At 56.4% G+C, this 21,004-nt stretch carries 30 protein-coding genes and 1 pseudogene; 26 read left to right on the top strand and 5 right to left on the bottom strand.

What is annotated here, in order from left to right:
• From CAFE_RS09010 to CAFE_RS09080, 15 genes and pseudogenes are all read left to right on the top strand, one after another.
• On the top strand, nucleotides 1-915 hold the full coding sequence (locus CAFE_RS09010) for a phage late control D family protein (protein WP_156990421.1): 915 nt from the start codon (nucleotides 1-3) through the stop codon (nucleotides 913-915).
• Between the two features lies 1 nt (nucleotide 916).
• Nucleotides 917-1,141: a hypothetical protein gene (locus tag CAFE_RS09015; RefSeq protein ID WP_156990422.1), complete on the top strand. Its 225-nt coding sequence runs from the start codon at nucleotides 917-919 to the stop codon at nucleotides 1,139-1,141.
• A gap of 3 nt (nucleotides 1,142-1,144) precedes the next feature.
• On the top strand, nucleotides 1,145-1,711 hold the full coding sequence (locus tag CAFE_RS09020; RefSeq protein ID WP_156990423.1) for a hypothetical protein: 567 nt from the start codon (nucleotides 1,145-1,147) through the stop codon (nucleotides 1,709-1,711).
• Nucleotides 1,708-2,004: a GPW/gp25 family protein gene (locus tag CAFE_RS09025; protein WP_156990424.1), complete on the top strand. Its 297-nt coding sequence runs from the start codon at nucleotides 1,708-1,710 to the stop codon at nucleotides 2,002-2,004. Before CAFE_RS09020 ends, CAFE_RS09025 begins: the two co-directional genes overlap by 4 nt.
• On the top strand, nucleotides 1,997-3,091 hold the full coding sequence (locus tag CAFE_RS09030; protein ID WP_156990425.1) for a baseplate J/gp47 family protein: 1,095 nt from the start codon (nucleotides 1,997-1,999) through the stop codon (nucleotides 3,089-3,091). Before CAFE_RS09025 ends, CAFE_RS09030 begins: the two co-directional genes overlap by 8 nt.
• Entirely contained in the window at nucleotides 3,091-3,744 is a 654-nt protein-coding gene (locus CAFE_RS09035; protein WP_156990426.1) for a phage tail protein I, read from the top strand. The genes CAFE_RS09030 and CAFE_RS09035 overlap by 1 nt, the downstream gene beginning before the upstream one ends.
• Before the next feature lies 1 nt (nucleotide 3,745).
• Nucleotides 3,746-4,552, top strand: a complete 807-nt coding sequence (locus CAFE_RS09040; protein ID WP_156990427.1) for a phage tail protein — start codon at nucleotides 3,746-3,748, stop codon at nucleotides 4,550-4,552.
• Nucleotide 4,553: 1 nt separating this feature from the next.
• Nucleotides 4,554-5,180 carry a hypothetical protein gene (locus tag CAFE_RS09045; protein WP_156990428.1) on the top strand — a complete coding sequence of 209 codons (627 nt, stop codon included), beginning with the start codon at nucleotides 4,554-4,556 and terminating at the stop codon, nucleotides 5,178-5,180.
• 13 nt (nucleotides 5,181-5,193) lie between these two features.
• On the top strand, nucleotides 5,194-5,586 hold the full coding sequence (locus CAFE_RS09050) for a hypothetical protein (RefSeq protein WP_156990429.1): 393 nt from the start codon (nucleotides 5,194-5,196) through the stop codon (nucleotides 5,584-5,586).
• A complete protein-coding gene (locus CAFE_RS09055; protein WP_156990430.1) occupies nucleotides 5,586-5,717 on the top strand; it encodes an XkdX family protein in 132 nt (43 codons plus the stop codon). Before CAFE_RS09050 ends, CAFE_RS09055 begins: the two co-directional genes overlap by 1 nt.
• A gap of 58 nt (nucleotides 5,718-5,775) precedes the next feature.
• Nucleotides 5,776-6,633 carry a glycoside hydrolase family 25 protein gene (locus tag CAFE_RS09060; RefSeq protein WP_156990431.1) on the top strand — a complete coding sequence of 286 codons (858 nt, stop codon included), beginning with the start codon at nucleotides 5,776-5,778 and terminating at the stop codon, nucleotides 6,631-6,633.
• Between the two features lie 15 nt (nucleotides 6,634-6,648).
• Entirely contained in the window at nucleotides 6,649-6,930 is a 282-nt protein-coding gene (locus tag CAFE_RS09065; RefSeq protein ID WP_156990432.1) for a hypothetical protein, read from the top strand.
• 36 nt (nucleotides 6,931-6,966) lie between these two features.
• The gene (locus tag CAFE_RS09070; RefSeq protein ID WP_156990433.1) at nucleotides 6,967-7,164 is read left to right on the top strand and encodes a phage holin family protein; all 198 of its coding nucleotides are present in this window, start codon (nucleotides 6,967-6,969) and stop codon (nucleotides 7,162-7,164) included.
• A 144-nt stretch (nucleotides 7,165-7,308) separates the two neighbouring features.
• Nucleotides 7,309-8,802, top strand: a complete 1,494-nt coding sequence (locus tag CAFE_RS09075; protein WP_156990434.1) for a P-loop ATPase, Sll1717 family — start codon at nucleotides 7,309-7,311, stop codon at nucleotides 8,800-8,802.
• A gap of 114 nt (nucleotides 8,803-8,916) precedes the next feature.
• Nucleotides 8,917-9,420 (top strand): annotated as a pseudogene (locus CAFE_RS09080) (redoxin domain-containing protein); the annotation flags it as partial.
• Between the two features lie 76 nt (nucleotides 9,421-9,496).
• Here CAFE_RS09080 and CAFE_RS09085 read toward each other — a convergent pair.
• From CAFE_RS09085 to CAFE_RS09105, 5 genes are all read right to left on the bottom strand, one after another.
• The gene (locus tag CAFE_RS09085; RefSeq protein ID WP_156990435.1) at nucleotides 9,497-10,369 is read right to left on the bottom strand and encodes a DegV family protein; all 873 of its coding nucleotides are present in this window, start codon (nucleotides 10,367-10,369) and stop codon (nucleotides 9,497-9,499) included.
• A gap of 151 nt (nucleotides 10,370-10,520) precedes the next feature.
• Nucleotides 10,521-11,189, bottom strand: coding sequence for an ABC-2 transporter permease (locus tag CAFE_RS09090; protein WP_156990436.1), 669 nt, complete (start codon nucleotides 11,187-11,189; stop codon nucleotides 10,521-10,523).
• Nucleotides 11,190-11,193: 4 nt separating this feature from the next.
• Nucleotides 11,194-11,814, bottom strand: coding sequence for an ABC-2 transporter permease (locus CAFE_RS09095; protein WP_166525105.1), 621 nt, complete (start codon nucleotides 11,812-11,814; stop codon nucleotides 11,194-11,196).
• A complete protein-coding gene (locus CAFE_RS09100) occupies nucleotides 11,811-12,671 on the bottom strand; it encodes an ABC transporter ATP-binding protein (RefSeq protein ID WP_156990438.1) in 861 nt (286 codons plus the stop codon). The genes CAFE_RS09095 and CAFE_RS09100 overlap by 4 nt, the downstream gene beginning before the upstream one ends.
• A gap of 12 nt (nucleotides 12,672-12,683) precedes the next feature.
• Nucleotides 12,684-13,061: a GntR family transcriptional regulator gene (locus CAFE_RS09105; RefSeq protein ID WP_066645763.1), complete on the bottom strand. Its 378-nt coding sequence runs from the start codon at nucleotides 13,059-13,061 to the stop codon at nucleotides 12,684-12,686.
• Between the two features lie 146 nt (nucleotides 13,062-13,207).
• Between CAFE_RS09105 and CAFE_RS09110 the strand changes: the two genes are divergently transcribed.
• From CAFE_RS09110 to CAFE_RS09160, 11 genes are all read left to right on the top strand, one after another.
• Nucleotides 13,208-13,525, top strand: coding sequence for an RNA-binding protein (locus CAFE_RS09110; RefSeq protein ID WP_066645765.1), 318 nt, complete (start codon nucleotides 13,208-13,210; stop codon nucleotides 13,523-13,525).
• A complete protein-coding gene (locus CAFE_RS09115; protein WP_156990439.1) occupies nucleotides 13,515-14,783 on the top strand; it encodes a PBSX family phage terminase large subunit in 1,269 nt (422 codons plus the stop codon). The genes CAFE_RS09110 and CAFE_RS09115 overlap by 11 nt, the downstream gene beginning before the upstream one ends.
• Nucleotides 14,773-15,945, top strand: coding sequence for a serine/threonine protein phosphatase (locus CAFE_RS09120; protein WP_156990440.1), 1,173 nt, complete (start codon nucleotides 14,773-14,775; stop codon nucleotides 15,943-15,945). The genes CAFE_RS09115 and CAFE_RS09120 overlap by 11 nt, the downstream gene beginning before the upstream one ends.
• 11 nt (nucleotides 15,946-15,956) lie before the next feature.
• Nucleotides 15,957-16,112 carry a hypothetical protein gene (locus CAFE_RS09125; RefSeq protein ID WP_156990441.1) on the top strand — a complete coding sequence of 52 codons (156 nt, stop codon included), beginning with the start codon at nucleotides 15,957-15,959 and terminating at the stop codon, nucleotides 16,110-16,112.
• 122 nt (nucleotides 16,113-16,234) lie between these two features.
• On the top strand, nucleotides 16,235-17,089 hold the full coding sequence (locus tag CAFE_RS09130; RefSeq protein WP_330593905.1) for a hypothetical protein: 855 nt from the start codon (nucleotides 16,235-16,237) through the stop codon (nucleotides 17,087-17,089).
• Between the two features lie 15 nt (nucleotides 17,090-17,104).
• Entirely contained in the window at nucleotides 17,105-17,449 is a 345-nt protein-coding gene (locus tag CAFE_RS09135) for a hypothetical protein (protein ID WP_066645773.1), read from the top strand.
• A gap of 14 nt (nucleotides 17,450-17,463) precedes the next feature.
• The gene (locus tag CAFE_RS09140) at nucleotides 17,464-18,474 is read left to right on the top strand and encodes a phage major capsid protein (protein WP_066645775.1); all 1,011 of its coding nucleotides are present in this window, start codon (nucleotides 17,464-17,466) and stop codon (nucleotides 18,472-18,474) included.
• Between the two features lie 3 nt (nucleotides 18,475-18,477).
• Nucleotides 18,478-18,843: a hypothetical protein gene (locus CAFE_RS09145; RefSeq protein WP_156990442.1), complete on the top strand. Its 366-nt coding sequence runs from the start codon at nucleotides 18,478-18,480 to the stop codon at nucleotides 18,841-18,843.
• Nucleotides 18,813-19,502 carry a hypothetical protein gene (locus CAFE_RS09150; RefSeq protein WP_139104077.1) on the top strand — a complete coding sequence of 230 codons (690 nt, stop codon included), beginning with the start codon at nucleotides 18,813-18,815 and terminating at the stop codon, nucleotides 19,500-19,502. The genes CAFE_RS09145 and CAFE_RS09150 overlap by 31 nt, the downstream gene beginning before the upstream one ends.
• Before the next feature lie 87 nt (nucleotides 19,503-19,589).
• Nucleotides 19,590-20,117: a LysM peptidoglycan-binding domain-containing protein gene (locus tag CAFE_RS09155; RefSeq protein WP_156990443.1), complete on the top strand. Its 528-nt coding sequence runs from the start codon at nucleotides 19,590-19,592 to the stop codon at nucleotides 20,115-20,117.
• Complete coding sequence (locus CAFE_RS09160) at nucleotides 20,114-21,004, top strand: hypothetical protein (protein WP_066645778.1); 891 nt, start codon at nucleotides 20,114-20,116, stop codon at nucleotides 21,002-21,004. Before CAFE_RS09155 ends, CAFE_RS09160 begins: the two co-directional genes overlap by 4 nt.

The raw sequence follows: 21,004 nt of genomic DNA on the forward strand, positions 1-21,004 counted from the left end.
ATGACGCAGATTTTTTATGAGGGAACGGAGATTTCGGCCGACGTGGAGCTCTCCGATCTGAAAGTAACGGACAGCTGCGGAGATCAGGCCGACGGAATTGATGCCGTTTTCGCCAACAGTGAAAACCAATGGAGCGGGTGGAAGCCCCGAAAAGGGGACACGCTGAACATTATCCATGACGGATACCGGTCCGGGAGTATGTGGATCGACCGGATTCGGCAGGAAACGGGAACGATTCAGATCGGCGCGGTCAGCATTCCCACGGGAGGAAAAACAAAGCAAACCAGGGCGTGGGAAAAGGTATCTTTGATCACAATCGCGGCGCAGCTTGCGAAGGAATATGGAATGACCGTGAAGTTTTTAAGCGTTCCGAATGAGGTTTATTCCCGGGTCGATCAGATGGGGCGCGGCGATTTCGGATTTTTGCGGGAGCGTGCGGCGCTGGAGGGCTGCAGCCTGAAAATTCAGGATAGCGAGCTGTATCTGTTTTCCGACGTGTGGCTGGAAGGTCAGCCCTCAGTGAAAACAATCGACGCGGCTGATTTTCTGGAGTCTCCGCGGTTCAGCGACTCCGCGGGGGAAACCTACGGCAGCTGTTCCGTTTCCTGGGGCAAGACCGGCGCGGTTTATACTGACTCCGGCGGAATCGGTCCGGAACTGAGCGTTACGGATTACCCTGTTTCAAGTGCCGGAGAAGCCTTGCGGTTCGCAAAAAATTTGCTGAGAAACGCAAATAAAAAGGGCGTGACCGGCGAGATTTCGATCCCGCTTGACACGACCGTTTCGGCGGGAAACGTGATCGAAATCTCCGGGACGGGACTGAACGACGGGAAATATCTGATTGATGCCGCGCAGCACAGTTTTGCGGAGGAAATCAGCCGGTTTTCCTTGCATCAGTGCTTTACGAGGTTTTAGAATGGAACTTTTAGCGAGCGTATCGAGTATAGACGGTGAAAAATACCGGGTCAGCACGGGAGGCGGCGTGTCCGCGCCGATTCCTCGGCTCAGCAGTGCGGTCCGGCTGGAGGTAGAAAACGGGGTTCTGGAAAAAACGTTGCCGCAGGTTGGGGACACCGTCCTTTGCTGGTTTCCGGGGAACGCGCTGACGGACGGAATGATCATCGGAATTGAGGAGGAATGACCTGTGATTCTTGGTTCTTTCGGCGGAAAATCTTTTGAGGTTTCTTCTTCGAAGTTGAATACCCCGAACGATCTGCAAATATCCGGCGACCTGAACACGTCGACGGAAGACGCAAGCGGGAAGAAACCGGCGACCACAATTAAAGGCCCCGGGCTGATAAAAATCAGCGCGGAGATCATCCTCCTTGCTTCCGCGGGAGTTGACGTCCGGGCGGAAATCGACGGATGGATGGCAATCAAGGACGCGGCGGTTTCCTATCCGTTTTTACTCTGCGGAAAAGCCGTCAGCCTGAATCAATTCCTGCTGACAAGCTGTTCCGCGTCGGATTACGCGGTTGTCCCGATCAACAACACGCCAACGATGGTAAAGGCAACGCTGAAGCTGGAATGGGAGGAATATCTTTCGCCCGGGGCGCAGAAAAGCGATGCGGCGTCGGCGGTAAAGACGAAGAGCTCGGCTCCGGGACTGACTGAGGCGAAAACGCCGGCTGCGTACAAGACCCCGGCCGCCGCGCAAAAGGCGGAGGTAAAAAGAAATAACGTACAAATGGCAAGGATGATGCAATCATGACGAGAGTCGGGTCAGGCGGCCCGCTGATTGACTGGACGCTGAAAGGGCAGGACCGGATTGCCCAGAATGTCCGGAATCTGATACATACCTATTGTTATGAGATTGCGTATCACCGGACCATGGGGCTCCCCGGCAGCCTGATTGACAGACCGTCGAACGTCCAGATGGAGGAGGCCCGCGTGAAAGTGCGGCAGATGATTGCAACCTATGAACCGCGCGCAAAGGTGAAAGACGTTTCCTGCCGGCTCGACGCAGCCGGCGCGGCGGTGGTGGAGGTGATTTTGGGTGATTGATTTTGTGGCGTTTGACGCGCAGAAGGAACTGCAATCGGCTGTGGAACGGTATGAGGCGGTCACGGGTGAAACGCTGTACCCTGGGGACGAGCACTATATGTTTTTGTCGCAACTCATGACGCCTCTGGCCGCGATCGCGGGTCAAATCAACGAAACCGCAAACCAGAACCTGTTAAAGTTCAGCGCCGGTACCGTTTTAGATGAATACGGGAAGGAAAACGACACGGAAAGGCTTGCCGCACACGCAGCAAGTGTAACGATGAAATTTTCTCTTTCTTCCGCTCTGGCGTTTGACGTGACGGTCCCCGCGGGGACAAGAGTTACGCCGGACGGGCTGCTGATCTTTACCCTTGATTCCGACGCCGTCATCCCTGCGGGGGAAACTTCGGCGCAGGGGACGGCGACGGCGGAAGAGGCCGGGACGAAGTACAACGGGTTTCTCCCCGGGCAGATTAACAGTCTGATTGACCCGGTGGAATATGTGGGCTCCGCCGAAAACGTGACGCCCAGCGCCGGGGGCTCGGAGAAAGAAGACGACGACAGTTACCGGGAACGGATCCGTCTCAGCCGGGAGGCAATCTCCACGGCGGGATCGAAAGACGCTTATGAATACTGGGCCAAAACTGCTTCCGCGGATCTTGTTGACGTCAAAGCGGTAAAAACATCGGCGGGAGTGGTGACCGTTTACCTGCTGATGCGGGATGCCGCGGAGCCTTCTCAAAAAATCAAGGATGCGGTATTCGAAGCGTGTTCCTCTCAAAAACGCCGTCCGCTGACCGATCAGGTGCTGGTCGCGGGCGCGGAGGCGGTCTCTTACCAGATCGCCCTGACCTATTATATCAGCAAATCCCGCTCTACGGAGGAATCCGGGATCAAGACCGGCGTTGACCATGCCGTTGCAAGTTTTATTTTCGCGCAGAAACAACAGCTCGGCGGCAATCTGAACCCCGACGACCTGCGGAATGCGCTGTATGCGGCCGGCGCGTACCGGGTTGACCTGACAGCGCCGGCGTTTACGGCATTAAGCGATTCGCAGGTAGCGGTTGCCGAGGAATCTCCGTCCGTGACCTATGGAGGGCTGCTGTAATGATGGATTTGAGCAATCTGGACCTCTTGACGCTGCAAAGCCAATATATGCGGCAGGACGGGACGACAAAAGCCCTTTGCGCCGCGCTGACGCCGGTTCTGCGATCTTTAGCGGGGACAATTGAATCCGTGCTGCTGTATTCCAGAATCGACGAGCTTTCCGGCCCGATCCTCGACGTCATCGCCTGGGGGTATCATGTGGACGCCTACGACGCGCTTGCAAGCGATGAGGAAAAACGCCGGATGATCCGGAATTCCAGTATGATTCACAAATTCAAGGGAACGGCTTACGCGGTGCAGAAAATTGTGGAGGGTGTCTTCGGGGAGGCCGGAATTGTTCGGGAGTGGTTTGAATACGACGGAGAACCGTATCATTTTAAAGTTGAAATCTATTGCAACACGCGCGGAGTTGGCGGAGCGGACCAGCTTCGGGCAGCTGAGCTGATCAACGCCGGGAAAAACCTTCGTTCCGAGCTGGACGGGCTGAGCCTGATTTTGTCGCAGGGGATGACGGAATGTATTGCGGCGGCCGCGAGCTTCGGAGCATTGGTTGAAGTATATCCGATAGGAACGCCGGACACGGTTGACCTGCGAATTTCGTCCACAGCAGCGCAGTCCGCAACCGTCGAAGTTTACAATCTGGAGGAGGGATAAAATGCAATATTACACGATGACAACCGACGCGGGGGATTCCGCGGTTGCAAAGGCGATTCAAAGCGGGTCGATGGTCACGTTTACGAAAATGTCCGTCGGCGACGGAAACGGCACGTATTATGAGCCCGCAAAAACCCAGACCACTTTACGGAACGAAGTCTGGAGCGGGACTCCGACGGTTTTGATGGACAAAAATAATCCAAAACGCGTGACCGCGACGATCTCGATTCCCGCCGACGCCGGGCCTTTCGTGGTTCGGGAGGCGGGGCTGTTTAGTGCGGATGGGGTGCTGCTAGTCGTCGCTAAAGTTCCCCTGATGGAAAAAGTTTCCCCTGAGTCGGGTGCCAGCGACGACCTGACCATGAGAATCTATGTAGAGGTTTCCGACGCGAGCGTCGTTACCGTGGTTGTTGACCCGTCGCAGATCGACGCGACAAAGAAAGATGTGGACGACGCGAAAGCGGAGGTTCAAACGGAGGTTGACGAACACAAGGCCGACACCGTCGCCCACATGACGCAGGAGCAGAAGGACCAGCTTGCGGCGGCAGTACCGAACAGCCGGAAAATCAACGGTCACGCGCTGACGGGGGACGTGACTGTGACGAAATCAGACCTCGGCCTTGGCAACGTGGACAATACGGCAGACGCGAATAAATTCGTCAACTATGCTAACAGCGCCGGGAGCGCCCCGGCAAACGGCGGAACATCATCCGACACGCAGACCGTTTCCTCCGCGTTGACGATGGTATCAGGTGGTACAGAACCATCCGGTACGTTGTCACCCGGCAAACTGTGGGCGGGGTATTGATATGCCGTATTTATTTAGTCCGGACGGCGGAGTGAACCGTAAAATCAAAAAGCTTTATGCGCCTGACGGCGGGATAAGCCGGAAAGTGAAATCACTGTGGGCACCAGATCAGGGGATAAATCGAAAAATTTTCCAAGGCTTTCATGCAACTGGAACCATTACGTCGACACATGCGTCCCCTGCGCATTCATCAGGTTCATGGGGCACAGACGGCTCATTATCGATGGAAATCCATAACTGGGGTGATTATCAATCCAGCGCAAGTGTGACGGCGGATCTAATTTTTGATGATCCGATTCCTCTTGGTGGTGATAATGATACCATACTTACCATTATAAATGTAGATTGGAGTATGAATGGATTTGTTACAGGTTCTATTCGTTATGTTCAAGGTTATGATGATATTGGCCATGGAATATTTTATGTTTCGGAAGATGTGGGATCATATCTTGACACAGGTAGTACACAGTCTTTTAGTAATTATCAACAACGAACAAATATGAAAAAACTGCGTTTTTATTTGTATGGCAGGATGGACGAGGACGCAGACCTGTCTTGTAGTATCCCAGCGGGGGGAATCATTGTTGGAGATATCGATCAATATACAGTAGATAATGTTGCAATTTAAAGGAGGTTTATATATGCAAATAAAATTTAAGGACGGCACGGTTTTTACGCCGTTAACCGCCAACGAAAAATCCGTTTACGCGCAGGGGACACAGCGAAAAGCCATTGAAATTCAGGTAGACAAAGCACAATTCGACGTGCTGAACGCCGCAACCTCAGACAGCAGCAAAACCGCTGAGATCACGATTTCGGACGAATCCGGAAGTTATGTCCACAACAACTACTGTATCCGCGCTGAAATGGCACTGAAGCCGGTTATGGTGACACCGTCAACGGACACGGCGGCGGAAGCGGACGAGGAACGCGCCTGCGTTACATTGGCACAGTTAACCTATTTGGAAGTGCAGCAGGCGGCACAGCAGGCACAGATTGACGCGATGACGTTATCTACACTGGGGGTGGCATAATGTACGCGACACTGAAACGGCTTTACGACTCCGGTCGGTTGCCGAAAGAGAATTTGAAAAAAGCGATCCCGCTCGGCTGGATCACCGCCGACGACTACAAAACGATTACCGGCGAAGAGTACGAGGCGTGATTGCTCCGAACAGGACAAACTTGCAACAGAATGACCGGTATGTGAGGAGGTACATAGGATGCAGTTAAAAGGAATCGATATCTCCCATTGGCAGGGAAACCCGGATTTTCAGCGTGTGAAAGCGGCCGGAATCCGCTATGTTATCATCAAGGCGACGGAGGGCGTCGATTATGTCGACCCGTGTTTCCACGCGAACAGTAAGGCGGCGCTGGCGGCGGGGCTTCCGATCGGAGCGTATCACTTTCTGCGCGCCGGCGATGTAAATGCTCAGGCAAGGGATTTTCTGGCGGCGATCAAGCCGTATCACCTGACATGGCCGGCGGCGGTCGATGTGGAATCGGACGAGCTGGTCTCCATGGGCAAAGACCACCTGACCGATATGGTCCTCGATTTCTGCGCTCAGGTGAAAGCCGCAGGGTACCAGCCAATGGTTTACAGTAACCGCAACTGGTACTATTTCGCGAAATACCTCGATGCGGACCGGATCCGCGCGGCGGGGATCCCGATCTGGCTGGCATGGTACAGTAAAGCGACGCCGGAAAACACCGACCGATCTTTGCTCGGCGACGTCTGGCAGTACGCGAGCGATGGAACTGTCGACGGAATCACCGGCAAAGTGGACATGAATGTCTCCTATCAGGATTTCGGCGCGCCAAAAACTACGGTTCAGATCGACACGACGATGGACCTTTCGCGCGAACACGGGCAGTATTACACGGTGAAAACCATCTGCTCGCAGCAGGTGACAGTTACGGCGGGTACCGGTGGAGTTGTAACCGTTGTCCCGTTCCCGAAAACCGGAGACGTGCAGCTGTTTGCGCTGGTCTCCGTCGGGCAGCCGGGAACGGAAACGGGAATCTACACGGCCGCGCCGGGGGAACGGCCGGTGAAAAGGTTTGTGTTTCGCGTGAAGTAAAAGGAGGAGTGGACGGTGACGATTCAAAACTGGATTTCCCTAATCAGCGGATCCGTTGCCCTCCTCGCACTGATGGTCACCCTGATTCGGGGAATGCAGTCCGAAGCAAGGGAGGACGGTAAAACCGCCGAAGTCCTGCGCCAGGTCAATGACAAGCTGGAGAGCATCGAGCGGCAGGAGACGTCCAACAGCGCGCGGATCGAAAGCCTTATTGAGCGAGTCGTCGCCGTGGAACAGTCCGCGAAACAGGCACATAAAAGAATCGACGAGCTGCGGGAAGAACTGCAGCACAAATAAAAAGCCGGGCAGCGCCCGGCGGAAAGAAGGATACTTATGGATTGGAAAAAGAAACTGACTTCAAGGAAATTCTGGGTCGCGCTGGCCGGACTGGTCGTGGGGGTGATTGCCCTGCTGGGCATCAAGACCGATACGTCGCAGATCACCGGCGTCATTATGGCGCTCGGCTCCGTTGTGGCTTATATTGTCGGTGAGGGGCTTGTTGACGCCGCGGCGACAGGAACAAAAAGTTAAAAACAAGATCGCTTTTAAGAGCTAATGGAAGATTTCCAGAAGCTCTTTTTTTATACTAGAAAAGTAATCAAAAATATTGATATTGTCGAAATATGATGATATTATAATAACGAATAATATTTGTATATGAGTGGAGTGAAAGTTATGAAATTGGGGAGCAAAGCACGGATTGAGTGCATTAAACGTATTGATTTTGGAGAAATAGACGGAGATGGAGATCCGCATCTTGAAAAATATTTCTTGGATGACAATTATTGGGACAAGATAATTAACAATAAAGCATTTTTTGTTATAGGCAAAAAGGGTACAGGTAAATCTTCGATATATAGAATGATAGAAAAACAGGCTATAGAACAAGGACACATTATCAAAAATGCTGATTTTGGTGAATTCCCATTCCATAGATTATTAGAACTGGATGATGAAAGCTTCTCGACCCCAAACCAATATCAAAGTATCTGGAAAAATCTTATACTGAATATGATGGCTCAAAAAATAGCTGAGCTTGACATTGTTGGAAATTGCTATTTTGATGAAATTAAAGAATATGTCAATACTTGTATCGGAAGAAATATTGTTGATTTACATAAAGAAATAATAAGACATACTGTTAAACAAAATGGCCTAATTAATTTCCACGGTTTTTCGTTTGGTGGAGAAAATGAAAGATCGATTACTTTAGGCAATGGTTCTAATAATATTACTCAAATTAACTCTACTCTATTTGATCTAATTATTAATTTCTTAATGACAGGATCTTACGATAAAAAATTAATTATTCAATTTGATAGGTTGGATGATAATTATAACCAATATCAAAAATTAGAGCAGTATTATAATTCTATAATAAGTTTATTCAAGGTAGTGTATCGAATCAATCAAGAATTTAGGGCTCGTGACATTGAAAATGCCAAAATCGTTATATATTTGAGATCTGATATATATAGGGAGTTATCGAAAAGGGATGCTGAAAGCGCTAGGTGGGACGACTTTAAAGTTTTTATTAATTGGGCAATCATTAATAGAAGCGACTGGGAAAATCCCAAATTGCTTCAAATGATTAATAAAAGAATACATGCGTCGCTTGATTCGTTTGGGATTCATCAATCTTTTAATGAGATTTTTGACCTCAATGGTATTCATTTAACTGATGATCGAACTAATGAAGAAGTCTATGATTTGTTTAAATATATTATTAACCGCACACTGCATAGACCTAGGGATTTAGTGAAATTTTGTAAATGCATCCAACTTGAAGTGAAAAATACGGATCTGTTTACCTTTAATACAATAAAAAACGCAGAAAAGACTTATTCAGATTGGTTTCTTAACCAAGAAATTGCTAATGAAATAAACCCTGTTTTAAAAAATACAGAATCATTGCATGAAATGATGAAACTTGTAGGAAGTAAACCTTTTTCTCTTACTGACTTTCATACTAGATATAAAGCAGTTGCACAAATCTTGTTACCCGCCGAAGACTTAGCGTTTTATTTGTATAGTGTGGGAATTATTGAAAATATTGAAGATTTTAATGGGCAAACAAGATTTAGATCTTCTTATCGAAATCAAGGAAAATTAGATAGAAACATGAAAATGATTATTCATCCTGCTGTTTGGAAAGGGCTTAACGTATAAATTTTAAAAAACACTCTTTCGCCTCTTATCAGGTGGCGGAAAATTATTTAGCTTTTATTTCCCGGCGACTTCACGCCGGTTTGCACAACGGAATTTGTCGCCTTCGCACAGGCTTTTCCGAAGTTCCAGCAGCGAAACGTTCAGCTGCTGGGCCTGAGCATCGACAGCAATCCCTCCCACCTGGCATGGGTGCGCTCCATTGCCCGGACGACGGGAATCTCGATTCCGTTCCCGGTGGTGGCCGACCGGACGGGCGAGGTTGCCTGCCTGTACGGAATGGTCGCCCCGGACGTGAGCAAGCAGGAAACGGTTCGGAATGTCTTTCTTATCGATCCGAATCAAATTATCCGCGCGATTCTGATTTATCCGCTGACGAACGGGCGCAGCATTCCGGAAATTCTGCGTCTGGTGGACGCGCTGCAGACGACCGACGCCGACAAGGTTGTCACGCCGGCAAACTGGCAGCCTGGTCAGCCTGCGCTGGTCCCGCCGCCGCAGACGTACAGCGCTTTGCTGGAACGGGAAAAAGACCCGGAGGAACTGGGATTGACCTGCAAGGACTGGTTCTGGTGCTACAAGCAGCTGCCGAACGGAAAAGAAAACGCGGGGAACAAGTAAGAAAGGCCCGAAAAAACGTCTGACGGCGCTTTTTCGGGCCTTTTCTCGTGCAATTCGATTTGGAGGAATCTGCGGTCTACCGCTTGCTGCCGAGGAAAAAGAGCGCCATGGTTCCGGGTCCGGAATGCGTCCCGATGACGGGGCCGACGTTTCCGATGACAAAATTTTTGACACCCATGCGTCGTTTGATTTCCCCGGCGAGGTATTCCGCGTCCTCCCGGCAGTCGCCGTGGCTGATGAAAACCGTCTGGGACGCGGGATCGTCGGCGGACTGTTCCATATGGTCCGCCAGCGCGTCCAAAGAAGCGCGGCGCCCGCGAACCTTGCCCATCGGAATCAGATGGCCCTCGTCGTCAACGTGCAGAACCGGTTTGATATTCAGCATGGTGCCGAACAGCGCCGTCGCGCCGGAGATGCGTCCCCCGCGTTTTAAATGGTTCAGGTCGTCCACGGTGAACCAGTGGCAGAGACGGAGCTTGTTTTCTTCCACCCAGCCGCGGACTTCTTCGATGCTTTTGCCCGCGCGCTTCATCTGTACGGCGAGGTAGATTAAAAGCCCCTGGCCGAGCGAAGCGGCGAGGGTATCCACGGCAAAGACCTTTCGTCCCGGATATTTCTCCGCGAGTTCTTCGCAGGCGATTTTCGCGGAACTGTAGGTTGCGGAAAGGCCGGAGGAAAACGCGATGTCCAGAATATCCACGCCCTGCTGCAGCAGCGGCTCCATGGCGCTTTTATAAGCGTCCACGTTCACGGCGGAGGTGGTGCAGGGCTCGCCGGCACGGATACGGCGGTAAAACTCGCCGATCGGCATCTCGCGTTCGTCCAGATAATTGTGGTACTCCTTTCCGTTCAAATGAAAGGAAAGGGGCAGAACCACCAACTCAAGCTCCTTTGCCAGCTCACTCGGCAAATCGCAGGAAGAGTCCGTCACAATCACATAATCCGCCATCGTTTTCTCCCTCTGATGAAACTGATTTATACGTTCCTGCTTTTTATTTTACCACCGCTTTCCAAATTATGCAATCGCGGCGCCGCCGAACTTTGGAAATCATAAGGTGTCAAACAATAGAATATGTCGTGTGAAAGAACGGATCATACGCTTAGACGACGACTTCCCGCCTTGAAACGGCGCGGACAGACAGAAAAAGAATGCCTGCGACGGCAAGCAGAAAAGCAGGCGCGGGAATATGAAACCACAGAACCGTGCCGACATCGTTCCATGTTTCCGCGTTGTTGAGCTGCGCGGCAAAAAAATAGGCAAAAAAGGACAGGACGATGAAAAGAATTTTCGCCTGGGTAAAATCAAACAGGCTTTCGACCAGAATCAGCACGCAGCAAAGGATGACGGCCGCCTCGAAGGATGCCGCGACGGAGCGGAGCAGACCGGGTTCCACCTCACCGAATCGAATCCGCACGGCGAGATGCGCCGACGCGGCGCCGGCGGCGGACCCCAGCAGCCCCAGCAGAAATTTGGGCAGGATCAGCGAAAGGCGGGAGACCGGAAGAGAAAACAGGTAAGAGTCCCAGCGCGACTTTTGGTCCGCCTCAAACGAGCTCATCAGAAGAAACAGGGGAAGAATGACGACCGTCCAGAGCGTCAGGCCCTCCAGACCTTCCCGCAGTCCCGCGACGGCGTAAAAGACCGAGAAAACAGAAAGCAAAAGAAGAAGGAACAGGCATCTGTTGCAAAGCAGTTTCAATTCTCTGAAAAACAGGCCGGCGACCGCGCCGGCCTGCCTGGAAAGGGCCCGTCGGCCCGCATTCCCCACGGCCTTAATCCTCCTTGTTCCTGAAAATCCGGCAGGAGACCTGGAAAGAAATTAGAACGACCGCGACCGCCGCCAGCGGGAGAAAACGAATCAAAAGCAGAACGGCCGACGCGGACGGCAGGGGCAGGTTTGCCTTTTGAAGCAGAATCATGCCGAGAGTCGGCAGCAGCACGACGATCATCAGTACCATCCGCGCTTTTTGCGTGCCGTATTTATACATAAGCGGAAATAAAATGGCGCAGAACAGCAGCGCCACGCTCCAGGAAACCCAGAGCGCCGTGAGATTGTCGGGCGAAACGCCGCGCAGAATGACCAGCTCGGCCAGGAACGAAATCAGGGTCAGGCAGGTGGAGACCACGATCCCCAGCGAATAACGGGCAAGAACGACGCCGCTTTTCGAAACGGGAAGGCTTCGCTCATAGACGCTCCATTTCGCGGCCTCATCGTAGGCAAACGCGTTGACGGAAAGAAGCACCGTCAGCATCACGGTTACGGCGGAAAAGATTCCGGCGGCCGTATCGCCGCCCGCCGCCGCGAAAAGAACGAAATAAAACGCCAGAAGAAGCAGCAGAACTTTTGCCGTGCGCCTGAGATACATCAAATCCTTCAGAATAAGGCCCGTCATGAATTTTCCCCCTTTGCATACAGCAGCATGATTTCGTCGAGCGGCGCGGCGTCTATGACCAGCTCCGGATATTTCCGCTTGGCGGCGGCGCGGTCGGCTACCAGCGCCTCGCATTCAAACGAACCGCGCCGGACGCGCAGAAAATCGGAGGAATCCAGTTTGTCAAGCTGAGAAGCGCCGCATTTCAAAAGCCCCAGATGTTCTTCCAGCTCGTCTTTCGCCCGGCTGAACACGACTTGCCCCTCGTGGAGAAAAGTTACGTAATCGGCGACGCGCTCCAGATCGGACGTGATGTGCGAGGAGAAAAGAATCCCGCAGTGTTCGTCCTGAATAAAGTCGAGCAGCAGGTCGAGGATATCGCTGCGCATGACGGGGTCCAGACCGCTGGTCGCCTCGTCCAGAATCAGCAGGCGAGGCCTGTGCGCGAGCGCGGCGGCGATGCCGAGCTTCATCCGCATGCCCCTGGAATATTCCTTGATCTTTTTTTCGGGCGGAAGGGAAAAATCCCTGAGATACCGCCGGTATAAATCGCGGTCCCAGGCTTTGAACACCCTTTTTAAAATCAGGTCGACGTCTTTGGCACGGAATTCGCCCGAAAAACAGCTTTCGTCGAACACGACGCCGATCTGCTCTTTGACGGAGACCTCGTCTTTGATGTTGTCCTTCTCGAAAATGCGGATGCTGCCGCCGTCGCGCCGGATTTCGTTTAAGATCAGACGGATGGTGGTGCTCTTTCCCGCGCCGTTTTCGCCGATCAGCCCCATGATGCTGCCCTCCGGCACGGTAAAGCCGACGTCCCGCAGCGTAAAAGAGGGGTAGTTTTTGCAGACGCCCTCAAGCTCCAGCAATGTTTCCATAAATAAACTCCTTTAATCGTTTCCGCCGTACAGGCGGTCCAAAACTCCGTGCAGCTCCCCGGGGGAAATCCCGCTCTGGCGGGCAAGTTCCACCGCCCGGCCCAGCAGCTCCTCCACCCGGCGGGACTGCTCCGCCCTGACCAGCTTCATGTCCTTTTGAGCGACGAAGCAGCCTTTGCCCGCCACGGTTTCGAGAAATCCCTCCGCTTCCAGGTCGGAATAGGCCCGGCGCGTCGTGATGACGCTGATGTGAAGCTGGCGCGCGAGCAGCCGCATGGAGGGAAGAAGATCCCCCGCGCGAAGCGCTCCCGAAAGAATCTGGCTTTTGATCTGTGCGGTAATCTGTTCGTAGATCGGCCGTGGATCGGAATTACTGATAACAATATCCAGTTCATATCACCGCGCCTTCAAAACTGTATATATCATATATACACAGTATCATCAACCAACAGAATTGTCAAGATTATTTTTTTATTTTGCCCTTTTCAGAGAAAAATCTGCGGTTGTTCCGCGGTGAGTTGAAAGGGGGCCTGAGATTGACTCGGAACGGGAAGAAAAGCCGGAGCCTGAAAAACGGTTATGAAAAGCTCGCGTTCGGCAGCGTAAACGATGCGGTGCGCCTGCTGTTCGGGGATGAGCCGGAGCCCGCGGAGCTGGAAAAAATGGATTTCGGCAATATCGCGGAAATCCGAAGGCTGAAGGACGGCGCGCTGGAAATCAAGTTTTACGACCGCCTTCGCGCGCTGGACTGCCTGCGCAGCCTGAACGAGCAGGGCGCCGGCGATTCGCCGCTTTACCGCGCGCTGCAGCAGTGCGCGAAGGAGGCGTGGGAGGAAAAAGGGAATGGAGCTTAGCGCCTTTTCCCGGCGGCAGAGGCAGGCGCTGAGCTGGTGGTGCCCGGGGTCTCCGCACGCGGCGCGGGACGCGGTTGTCTGCGACGGCGCGGTGAGAAGCGGAAAAACCCTGTGCCTTGGGCTTTCGTTTGTCATGTGGGCGCTCGCCCGGTTTGACAAAAGGTCGTTCGCGCTGTGCGGCAAGACGATTCGTTCGCTGCGGAGAAATCTGGTGACGACCCTGCTTCCGGCGCTGACCGAATCCGGATTTTCGTGCGTTTACCGCGCCGGGGAGAACCGGATCGAGATTTCTTACGGCAAAAGCCGGAACTGCTTTTACCTGTTCGGCGGGAAGGACGAGGGCTCCGCGGCGCTGATTCAGGGCATGACGCTCGCGGGCGTGTTTTTCGACGAAGTCGCGCTGATGCCGCGTTCCTTTGTGGAGCAGGCGCTGGCGCGCTGCTCGGTGGAGGGCTCCAAATTCTGGTTTTCCTGCAATCCGGAGGGCCCCGGCCACTGGTTTTACCGGGAGTGGATTGAGCGGGCGAAGCAGAAAAACGCGCTGCGTCTGCATTTTACAATGGAGGACAACCCGTCGCTTTCCCCACAAATTCTGGCGCGGTACCGCTCGCTTTACTCCGGCGCTTTCTACGAACGGTTCGTGCTGGGGAAATGGGTCGCGGCTCAGGGTCTGGTATACCCGTTTATGACGGGGGAGCTGTTCTGCGACGTGCCGGAGGGCGGATTTTCGCGTTATGCCGTTTCGTGCGATTACGGAACGGTCAATCCCTGCTCGATGGGGCTGTGGGGTCTGCGCGACGGAATCTGGTACCGCATCCGGGAGTCCTATTACGATTCCCGGAAAACCGGAGAGCAGCGGACGGACGAGGAGCATTACGCCGCGTTGGAGCGCCTTTGCGGAGAGCGGAGCATCGACCGCGTTGTGGTCGACCCCTCCGCCGCGAGTTTTCTGGAGGTGATCCGCCGGCACGGCAGATACCGCGCCAGGAAAGCGGACAACGCCGTCCTGGACGGAATCCGGAAGACCGGGGCCGCGCTCAAGCAGGGAAAGGTGAAGGTCTGCCGCTGCTGCGGGGACGCGGTCCGGGAATTCGGGCTGTACCGATGGGACGAAAAAAAGAGGGGCGACGTTCCGCTCAAGGAAAACGACCACGCGATGGACGAGATCCGCTATTTTGTCACATCATTGCCCGGCGCGGACGGCGGCTGCTTCGCCGTCGCGGCGCCGAGGGGAGAGGGGGGAAAACATGCTTTTTAAACGGAAACAGCCGGGCGCCGCGGTGCGGGCGGTCCAGACGGCGGAGCGGAGCTCGAATTTTTCGGAGCTGGACTCCTATGTGCCGCTGTGCGCCGGGGAGCGCCGCCTTTACGACGCGATGCGGGAAGCCGTGCCGCTGATCGACGCGGCAATCTGCAAGATTCTGCGTTTGGTCGGCGGCTTTACGGTTTCCTGCCCGAACCGGGATTCGGAACGGGAGCTGAACCGCTTTTTGCAGACCGTACAGGTGGGAGCGGACCGGCGGGGAATCGATAGCTTTTTGTCTTCGTACCTGGATCAGCTGCTCACCTACGGCAACGCAGTCGGGGAAATGGTGGTTCAGGGGGGGCGGCTTCGCGCGCTTTACAACGCTTCGCTGGACGATGTGGAGCTGCGCGCGAAGTCGCCGCTCTCCGTTGAGGTATGCCGGAGGGAAAACGGCGGCAGCGTGCCGGTGCGGTACCCGGAGCTGGTGTTCTGCTCCGCGCTGAATCCGCCGCCGGGCAGCGCGCAGGGCGTTTCGATCCTGCGCGGGCTGCCGTTTGTCAGCCGCATTCTGGTTCAGATTTTTCACACCGTCGGGGTGAACTGGCAGCGCCTCGGCGCGGTGCGCTTCGCGGTGACCTATCAGCCGGATCCCGACGCGGCGGACCGCGCGTTTTCAAGGGAACGCGCGGAGCAGATCGCCTCGGAGTGGGGCCGCGCAATGCGCGGGGACAGCGTGAGCGATTTTATCGCGGTCGGCAACGTGAGCATCAGGGCGATCGGTTCGGACGTTCGGATTCCCGACAGTGAGGTTCCGGTCCGGCAGATTCTGGAGCAGATCGTCGCAAAGCTAGGCATCCCGCCGTTCCTGCTCGGCCTGACGTGGACTTCGACCGAAAGAATGTCCAGCCAGCAGGCGGATATTCTGACCAGCGAGCTGGAAGCGTACCGCAGAATGCTGAATCCCGTCATCCTGAAAATCTGCGGAATGTGGCTGCGGCTGAACGGGGAAGCGCAGAACGTTTCCGTCGACTGGGACGACATCACGCTTCAGGACGCCACCGAGCTTGCCGCCGCGCGGTATCAGAACGCCAGGGCGGAGCAGATCGAGCAGACCGTCCGGTCGGGACGGCCCGAACCATCCGGTTCTTCCGCGGCTGCGCCGGACACGACTTAAGGGAATTGAAAATGAGAGAAGCAGGCTCGTCCCTTGGAGCTTCTTTTGAACAGGCAAATGAGCGGGACGGCATTTTGACGGGCGACGCGGCGCTTTGCAAATCAAGTGACGATCAGGATGAATCAGGGACAGATGAAACAGGAATAAAGGAGGAATTGCTATTCTGACAAAATCGTATGCGCAGGACGGCGCGGCGAACGCGCCGGAAATCGGCTCGATTCCGGATGCGGAGGCGCTTAAAAAGATCAACCGCTTTACGCGGAGGGCCTTTTCGGCGGAGGAGCTTTATGTGTTCCCGGTCGTGCTGTGCGACAACGAAATTGACCGGGACGGCGAACGGTTCACGGTCCCGGCGCTCGAAAAGCTCGCGGAGCTGTTCGTCGGTAAAACGGGAATCTTCAACCACAGCGGCAGGGCGCAGGACCAGGCGGCGCGGATTTTCGACTGCCGCGTCGAAAGAGACCCGGAGCGCGTCACGACGGCGGGCGAGCCCTACACGCGGCTGAAAGCGAGCGCGTACCTGCCGCGCACGGAAAAAAACGACGGCCTGATGGCGGAACTGGAAAGCGGCATTAAAAAGGAGGTCAGCGTCGGGTGCGCCGTGCGGAGCGTGACCTGCAGCGTCTGCGGCACTGACCTGAAAAACGGAGCCTGCGGCCACGAGCGCGGGCAATCCTATGGGGGCGCCGTCTGCTGCGCGGTGCTGGACGAACCGACAGACGCCTACGAATGGTCGTTTGTCGCCGTGCCCGCCCAGCGGGAGGCGGGCGTCGTGAAAAGCTACTCCGGAGCGGAGCGGACGGAAAACATTCTGAAGACCCTGCGTTCCGGTGAAACCGTAACGCTCACACAACGGGAAGCCGCGCGGCTTTCAGAGAAAATTTCGGCGCTGGAGCGGGAAGCCGCCTGCGGGCGCGCCTACCGCGCGGAGCTGACGAAGGAATTCGTGCGGTGCGCGGCGCTTTCAAAGCCGGGCATTCCGGCGGAGGCGCTGCGCAGGGCGTCGGACGGAATGAACCTGGACGACCTGAAATGCTTTGCGGCGGCATTCCGCAGGGACGCGGAGCGCCTGGTGCCGCTCACGCCGCAGCTTTCCGGCGCGGGCAGAGAGACTTTGGCGGACGATTCGGCTTTTAAAATATAAAGGAGGAGTATTCCTATGAACGTATCGTTAAACGGATTCCGGGAATCCATGGTAACTTTTGAAGCGGAACAGGGCGTTGCGGCGGGCGCGCCGGTCAAGCTGACGGCAAACGGGACCGTCGGGCCCTGCGCGGACGGCGAGGTGTTCTGCGGCGTGGCGGAAAACGAGCGCTGCGGCTTCGCGGCGGTCCGGCTCGGCGGCTATGTGCGCCTGCCCTATGACGGGACGGCGCCGGCGGTCGGGTACCAGACCCTGTGCGCGGCGGCAAACGGGAAAATCAAAACGGCGGAAACAGGCGGCAGAAGCCTGCTGGTCACCGATGTGGACGAGGCCGCGAACCTTTGCGGCGTGATTCTTTAAAGGAGGACGCATCCATGAAATACGAATCCATCCGTTTGGAAAAGGGCATGTACGGCGTGCCCGGAAAATCCTTTACCCAGGTGCTGGAGGGACTGGATCCCTCCGACGGATACGCGGGAACCCCGATGGAGGGGCTGGACGCGTACCAGCGCCAGCTCAAGCGTTTTGACATCCGGGTCGGCGGCCCCTCTTCCGATAAAATTGAAAAGTTCTTTCAGACCGGCGATTCCGCCGCGCTGTTCCCGGAGTATGTCTCCCGCGCGGTAAGGCAGGGCATGGAGCAGGCGAATCTGCTGCCCGACCTTGTGGCGGCGACGACACAGATCGAGTCTTTGGATTACCGCACGATTACATCCGACCCCAGCGAGGACGACCGGTCGTTAAAGCCGGTGGCGGAAGGGGCGCAGCTGCCGCAGACCGGCGTAACCGTCAAGGACAAGCTGGTGAAGCTGAACAAGCGCGGCAGGATGCTGGTGGCAAGCTATGAGGCGCTGCGGTTCCAGAGGCTGGACCTGTTCACCGTGACGCTCCGGCAGATCGGGTCGGCCATCGCGCGCAGCCAGCTGAGCGACGCGATCGCGGTTCTGCTCAGCGGCGACGGCGGGGACGAGCCCGCCGAAACGGTGGCCGCCGCGGGATCGACTCCGGTTTACGGGGACCTCATCAACCTGTGGAGCGGGCTTTCCCCTTACACGCTGAACACGATGCTTGCGTCGACGGCGGCGATGAAGGACCTGCTTTCTGTTGCGGAATTCAAGGACGCGACCGCCGGCCTGAACTTTCAGGGAACCGGAAAGCTCATCAGCCCGCTGGGCGCGAAGCTGCTGCACGCGCCGCAGATGGAAGCTGGAAAAATCATCGGGCTGGACAAAACCTGCGCGCTTGAGATGGTGCAGGCGGGCGGCGTGACCACCGATTCCGACCGGCTGATCGACCGCCAGCTGGAGCGCACGGCAGTCAGCGTGACGGCGGGCTTTGCGCGCCTGTTCGACGGCGCGGTCAGGGTCCTGACCTACGGGGCGTAACCGGTGATTGAAATCAGGACCGATGACGTGCTTGCGCGGTTCGCGGCGCTTTCCGGGCAGGAGGACGCTGAAACATACCGGACGCTCTGCGGCGACGCGGCCGGGGAAATCGGAAGGGCGCAGCGCGATTCCTGCGGAGAGGACGGCCGGTCGGCGCTGACCGCCGCGGCGGCGGCGCTGGCGTTTTATCGGTACACGCTGGCCCGCGCGGGAGTCGGAGCGGGGTCGTTTGCCGCCGGGGACGTTAAAATCACGGAGCGGGCCGGGAATCCGTCGTCCGCAAAGGCGCTGTGGAACGGGGCGGCGGCCGCCGCCGCTCCTTTCCTTACGGACGGGGGATGCTTTCTGTTCGGGAGAATCCGCCCGTGACCCGCCGCGCGGCCGTGGAGGCCATGCTTCTAAAATACGGGTCCCCGGCGACGCTGAACGGAACGCAGGTCCGGGCGGTGATCCGCCCTCTGGAAATTCAGTCCGGGGCGGACCGCGGCCTGACCGGCGGGGATTCCGGCCTCTCTTACCGGTTCACCGGGCCCGCGGGATGCGGCCTTTCCGAAGGGGACGCGCTGGAAGCGGACGGAGCAAGTTACAGCGTCCGCCGGACCGGCACGGCAATGCTTGGGACCGAGGCTTTATATGACTGGGCCGTCTTGCGGGAACTTCCCGGCGCGGCGGATTCGGAAATCGTGCTGCTTGCGGCCGACGGAACCGTTCTGGCCCGCGCGAAGGGCTACGAAACGCGCACCCTTCGCGACGGGTGCGAAGTCCGCTCCTGGGGGGAAGGGACTCCGGTACAAATCGCCGAGGGGGAAACCCGTTATGAACTGAGCCTGTTCGGCGTTACGGCGGAAGCCGGGGAAATTTGTTCCGGCCTGGGGGAATTTTCGGTCGAAATCCGGGGAAAAACACGAAAAACGGCGTACTCCGGGTGCCGGGTGCAAAACGAAACGAAAACGGGAGGGAAGTCGCTGGAGCCGCGGCGTTCCCTGCTGGTGCTGGCGGCGGGAAAAACGGAGGAGGAGTCGGCATGACGGAAGACACGGCGGAAGAAATTTCGAGGGCGATCGAGCGCGACTGCCGCAGGTACCCGCGAAATCTGAACCTTGAGGGGGAATCGGATGCGTCTGAAACCGATGAGCTATAAAGACTATATCTGGCAGCGCAATCCGGAAACCGTGACGGTTTCGCGAGAAAAAAAGGTGGGCAGCTACCCGGTTCCATACGTCGGGAACGCCTTGCAGGACCTCGGCGGCGCGAGCCGCACGGTGCGGGGCGCCGGCGCGTTTTCCGGCTCCGGGTGCGCGGAGGAATTCGGAAAGCTCGCCGCCGTTTTTTCCGAAGAGGGAGCGAACCAGCTGATTCTGCCGGACATGGCGCCGTTTTCGGCGGTGTTTTCCTCTTTGACCCGGAAGGGCGATCCCCGTCCGGATTACATCGGGTACGAATTCGAATTTCTGGAGGACGGCTCCGCACCGGAGGACGAATCGGTCGTCAGCGACCCGCAGGTGTATGTCTGCAAGGCGGGCGACACGCTGTTTTCCGTGGCGGCGGCGTACGGGGTCGGCGTGGACGTTCTGCGGGACGCGAACCCCCACATCCAGTGGCCGGACGACCCCGGAGTTGGAACGGAGGTGACGGTGCCGTGATCTGTTTCGGAACCGGGCCGGAGGGCGAGTTCAGGCTGCCGGCGCCGGTGAGGATCCGGCTGGACCGCGACGCGGACGCCCCGGCGGACGGGTTCGAGGGAGTGTTCCCGATGCCGAAAAGCTGCGGGCCGCTGACCGGCCTCACGATTCAAAACGGGGACGGTTCGGCGCTTTTTGACGGAATCGTGGACGAGCAGGAGCAGGGACTGAGCGGAGGAACGCTCACCCTTTCCGCCCGCAGCCGCGCGGCGCTGCTGCTGGACAACGAAGCAATGCCGCAGAATTATGTCAACCCGTCGCTCGGGACCGTTTTCGACCGGCATGTGCGCCCATACGGATTTGCGCGGTACCTGGGAGAAGATAAAGTTTTCTCCGGAACCTTGTCCGTTTCCAAGGGAATGAGCGAATGGGCCGCCGCCGCGTCCTTTTGCACCCGCTTTTTAAAGACCGAACCGCGCGTCGTGAACGGCGTGTTCGACGCGTCGGGCGCGGCGCCCGGGCGGGAAATCGTATTCGGGAAGGGCGGCGTTCGCTTTACCTCCGGGCTGCTGAGGAACCGGAACTGCGAGCTGTATTCCGAAGTTTACGCGCTGGACCCGGACGGCGGAGCCTATTTTTTGGCGGCGGCCGACAGCGGGGCGGAAACGCTCGGAGTCAGGCGCAGGCGTTTCCTGAGCGGCGGGGCGGACGCTTCCGCGGTGCTCAAAAAGGCGGAGCAAAGCGCGTTCGAGGCGGTGCTGGACTGCCCGGGAAACATCGCGGCCCCGCCGCTGTCTCCGGCGCGGATCGCCGGAACTGAAACCGGAGGCTCCCTCTGCGTTCGGTCCGCGCGCTATGTGCTCGAAGCACAGGGGGAACATACCGTTATCACGCTGAGGAGGAAATAA

The sequence above is a fragment of the Caproicibacter fermentans genome (assembly GCF_009746625.1).
GTDB classification, from domain to species: Bacteria; Bacillota; Clostridia; order Oscillospirales; family Acutalibacteraceae; genus Caproicibacter; species Caproicibacter fermentans.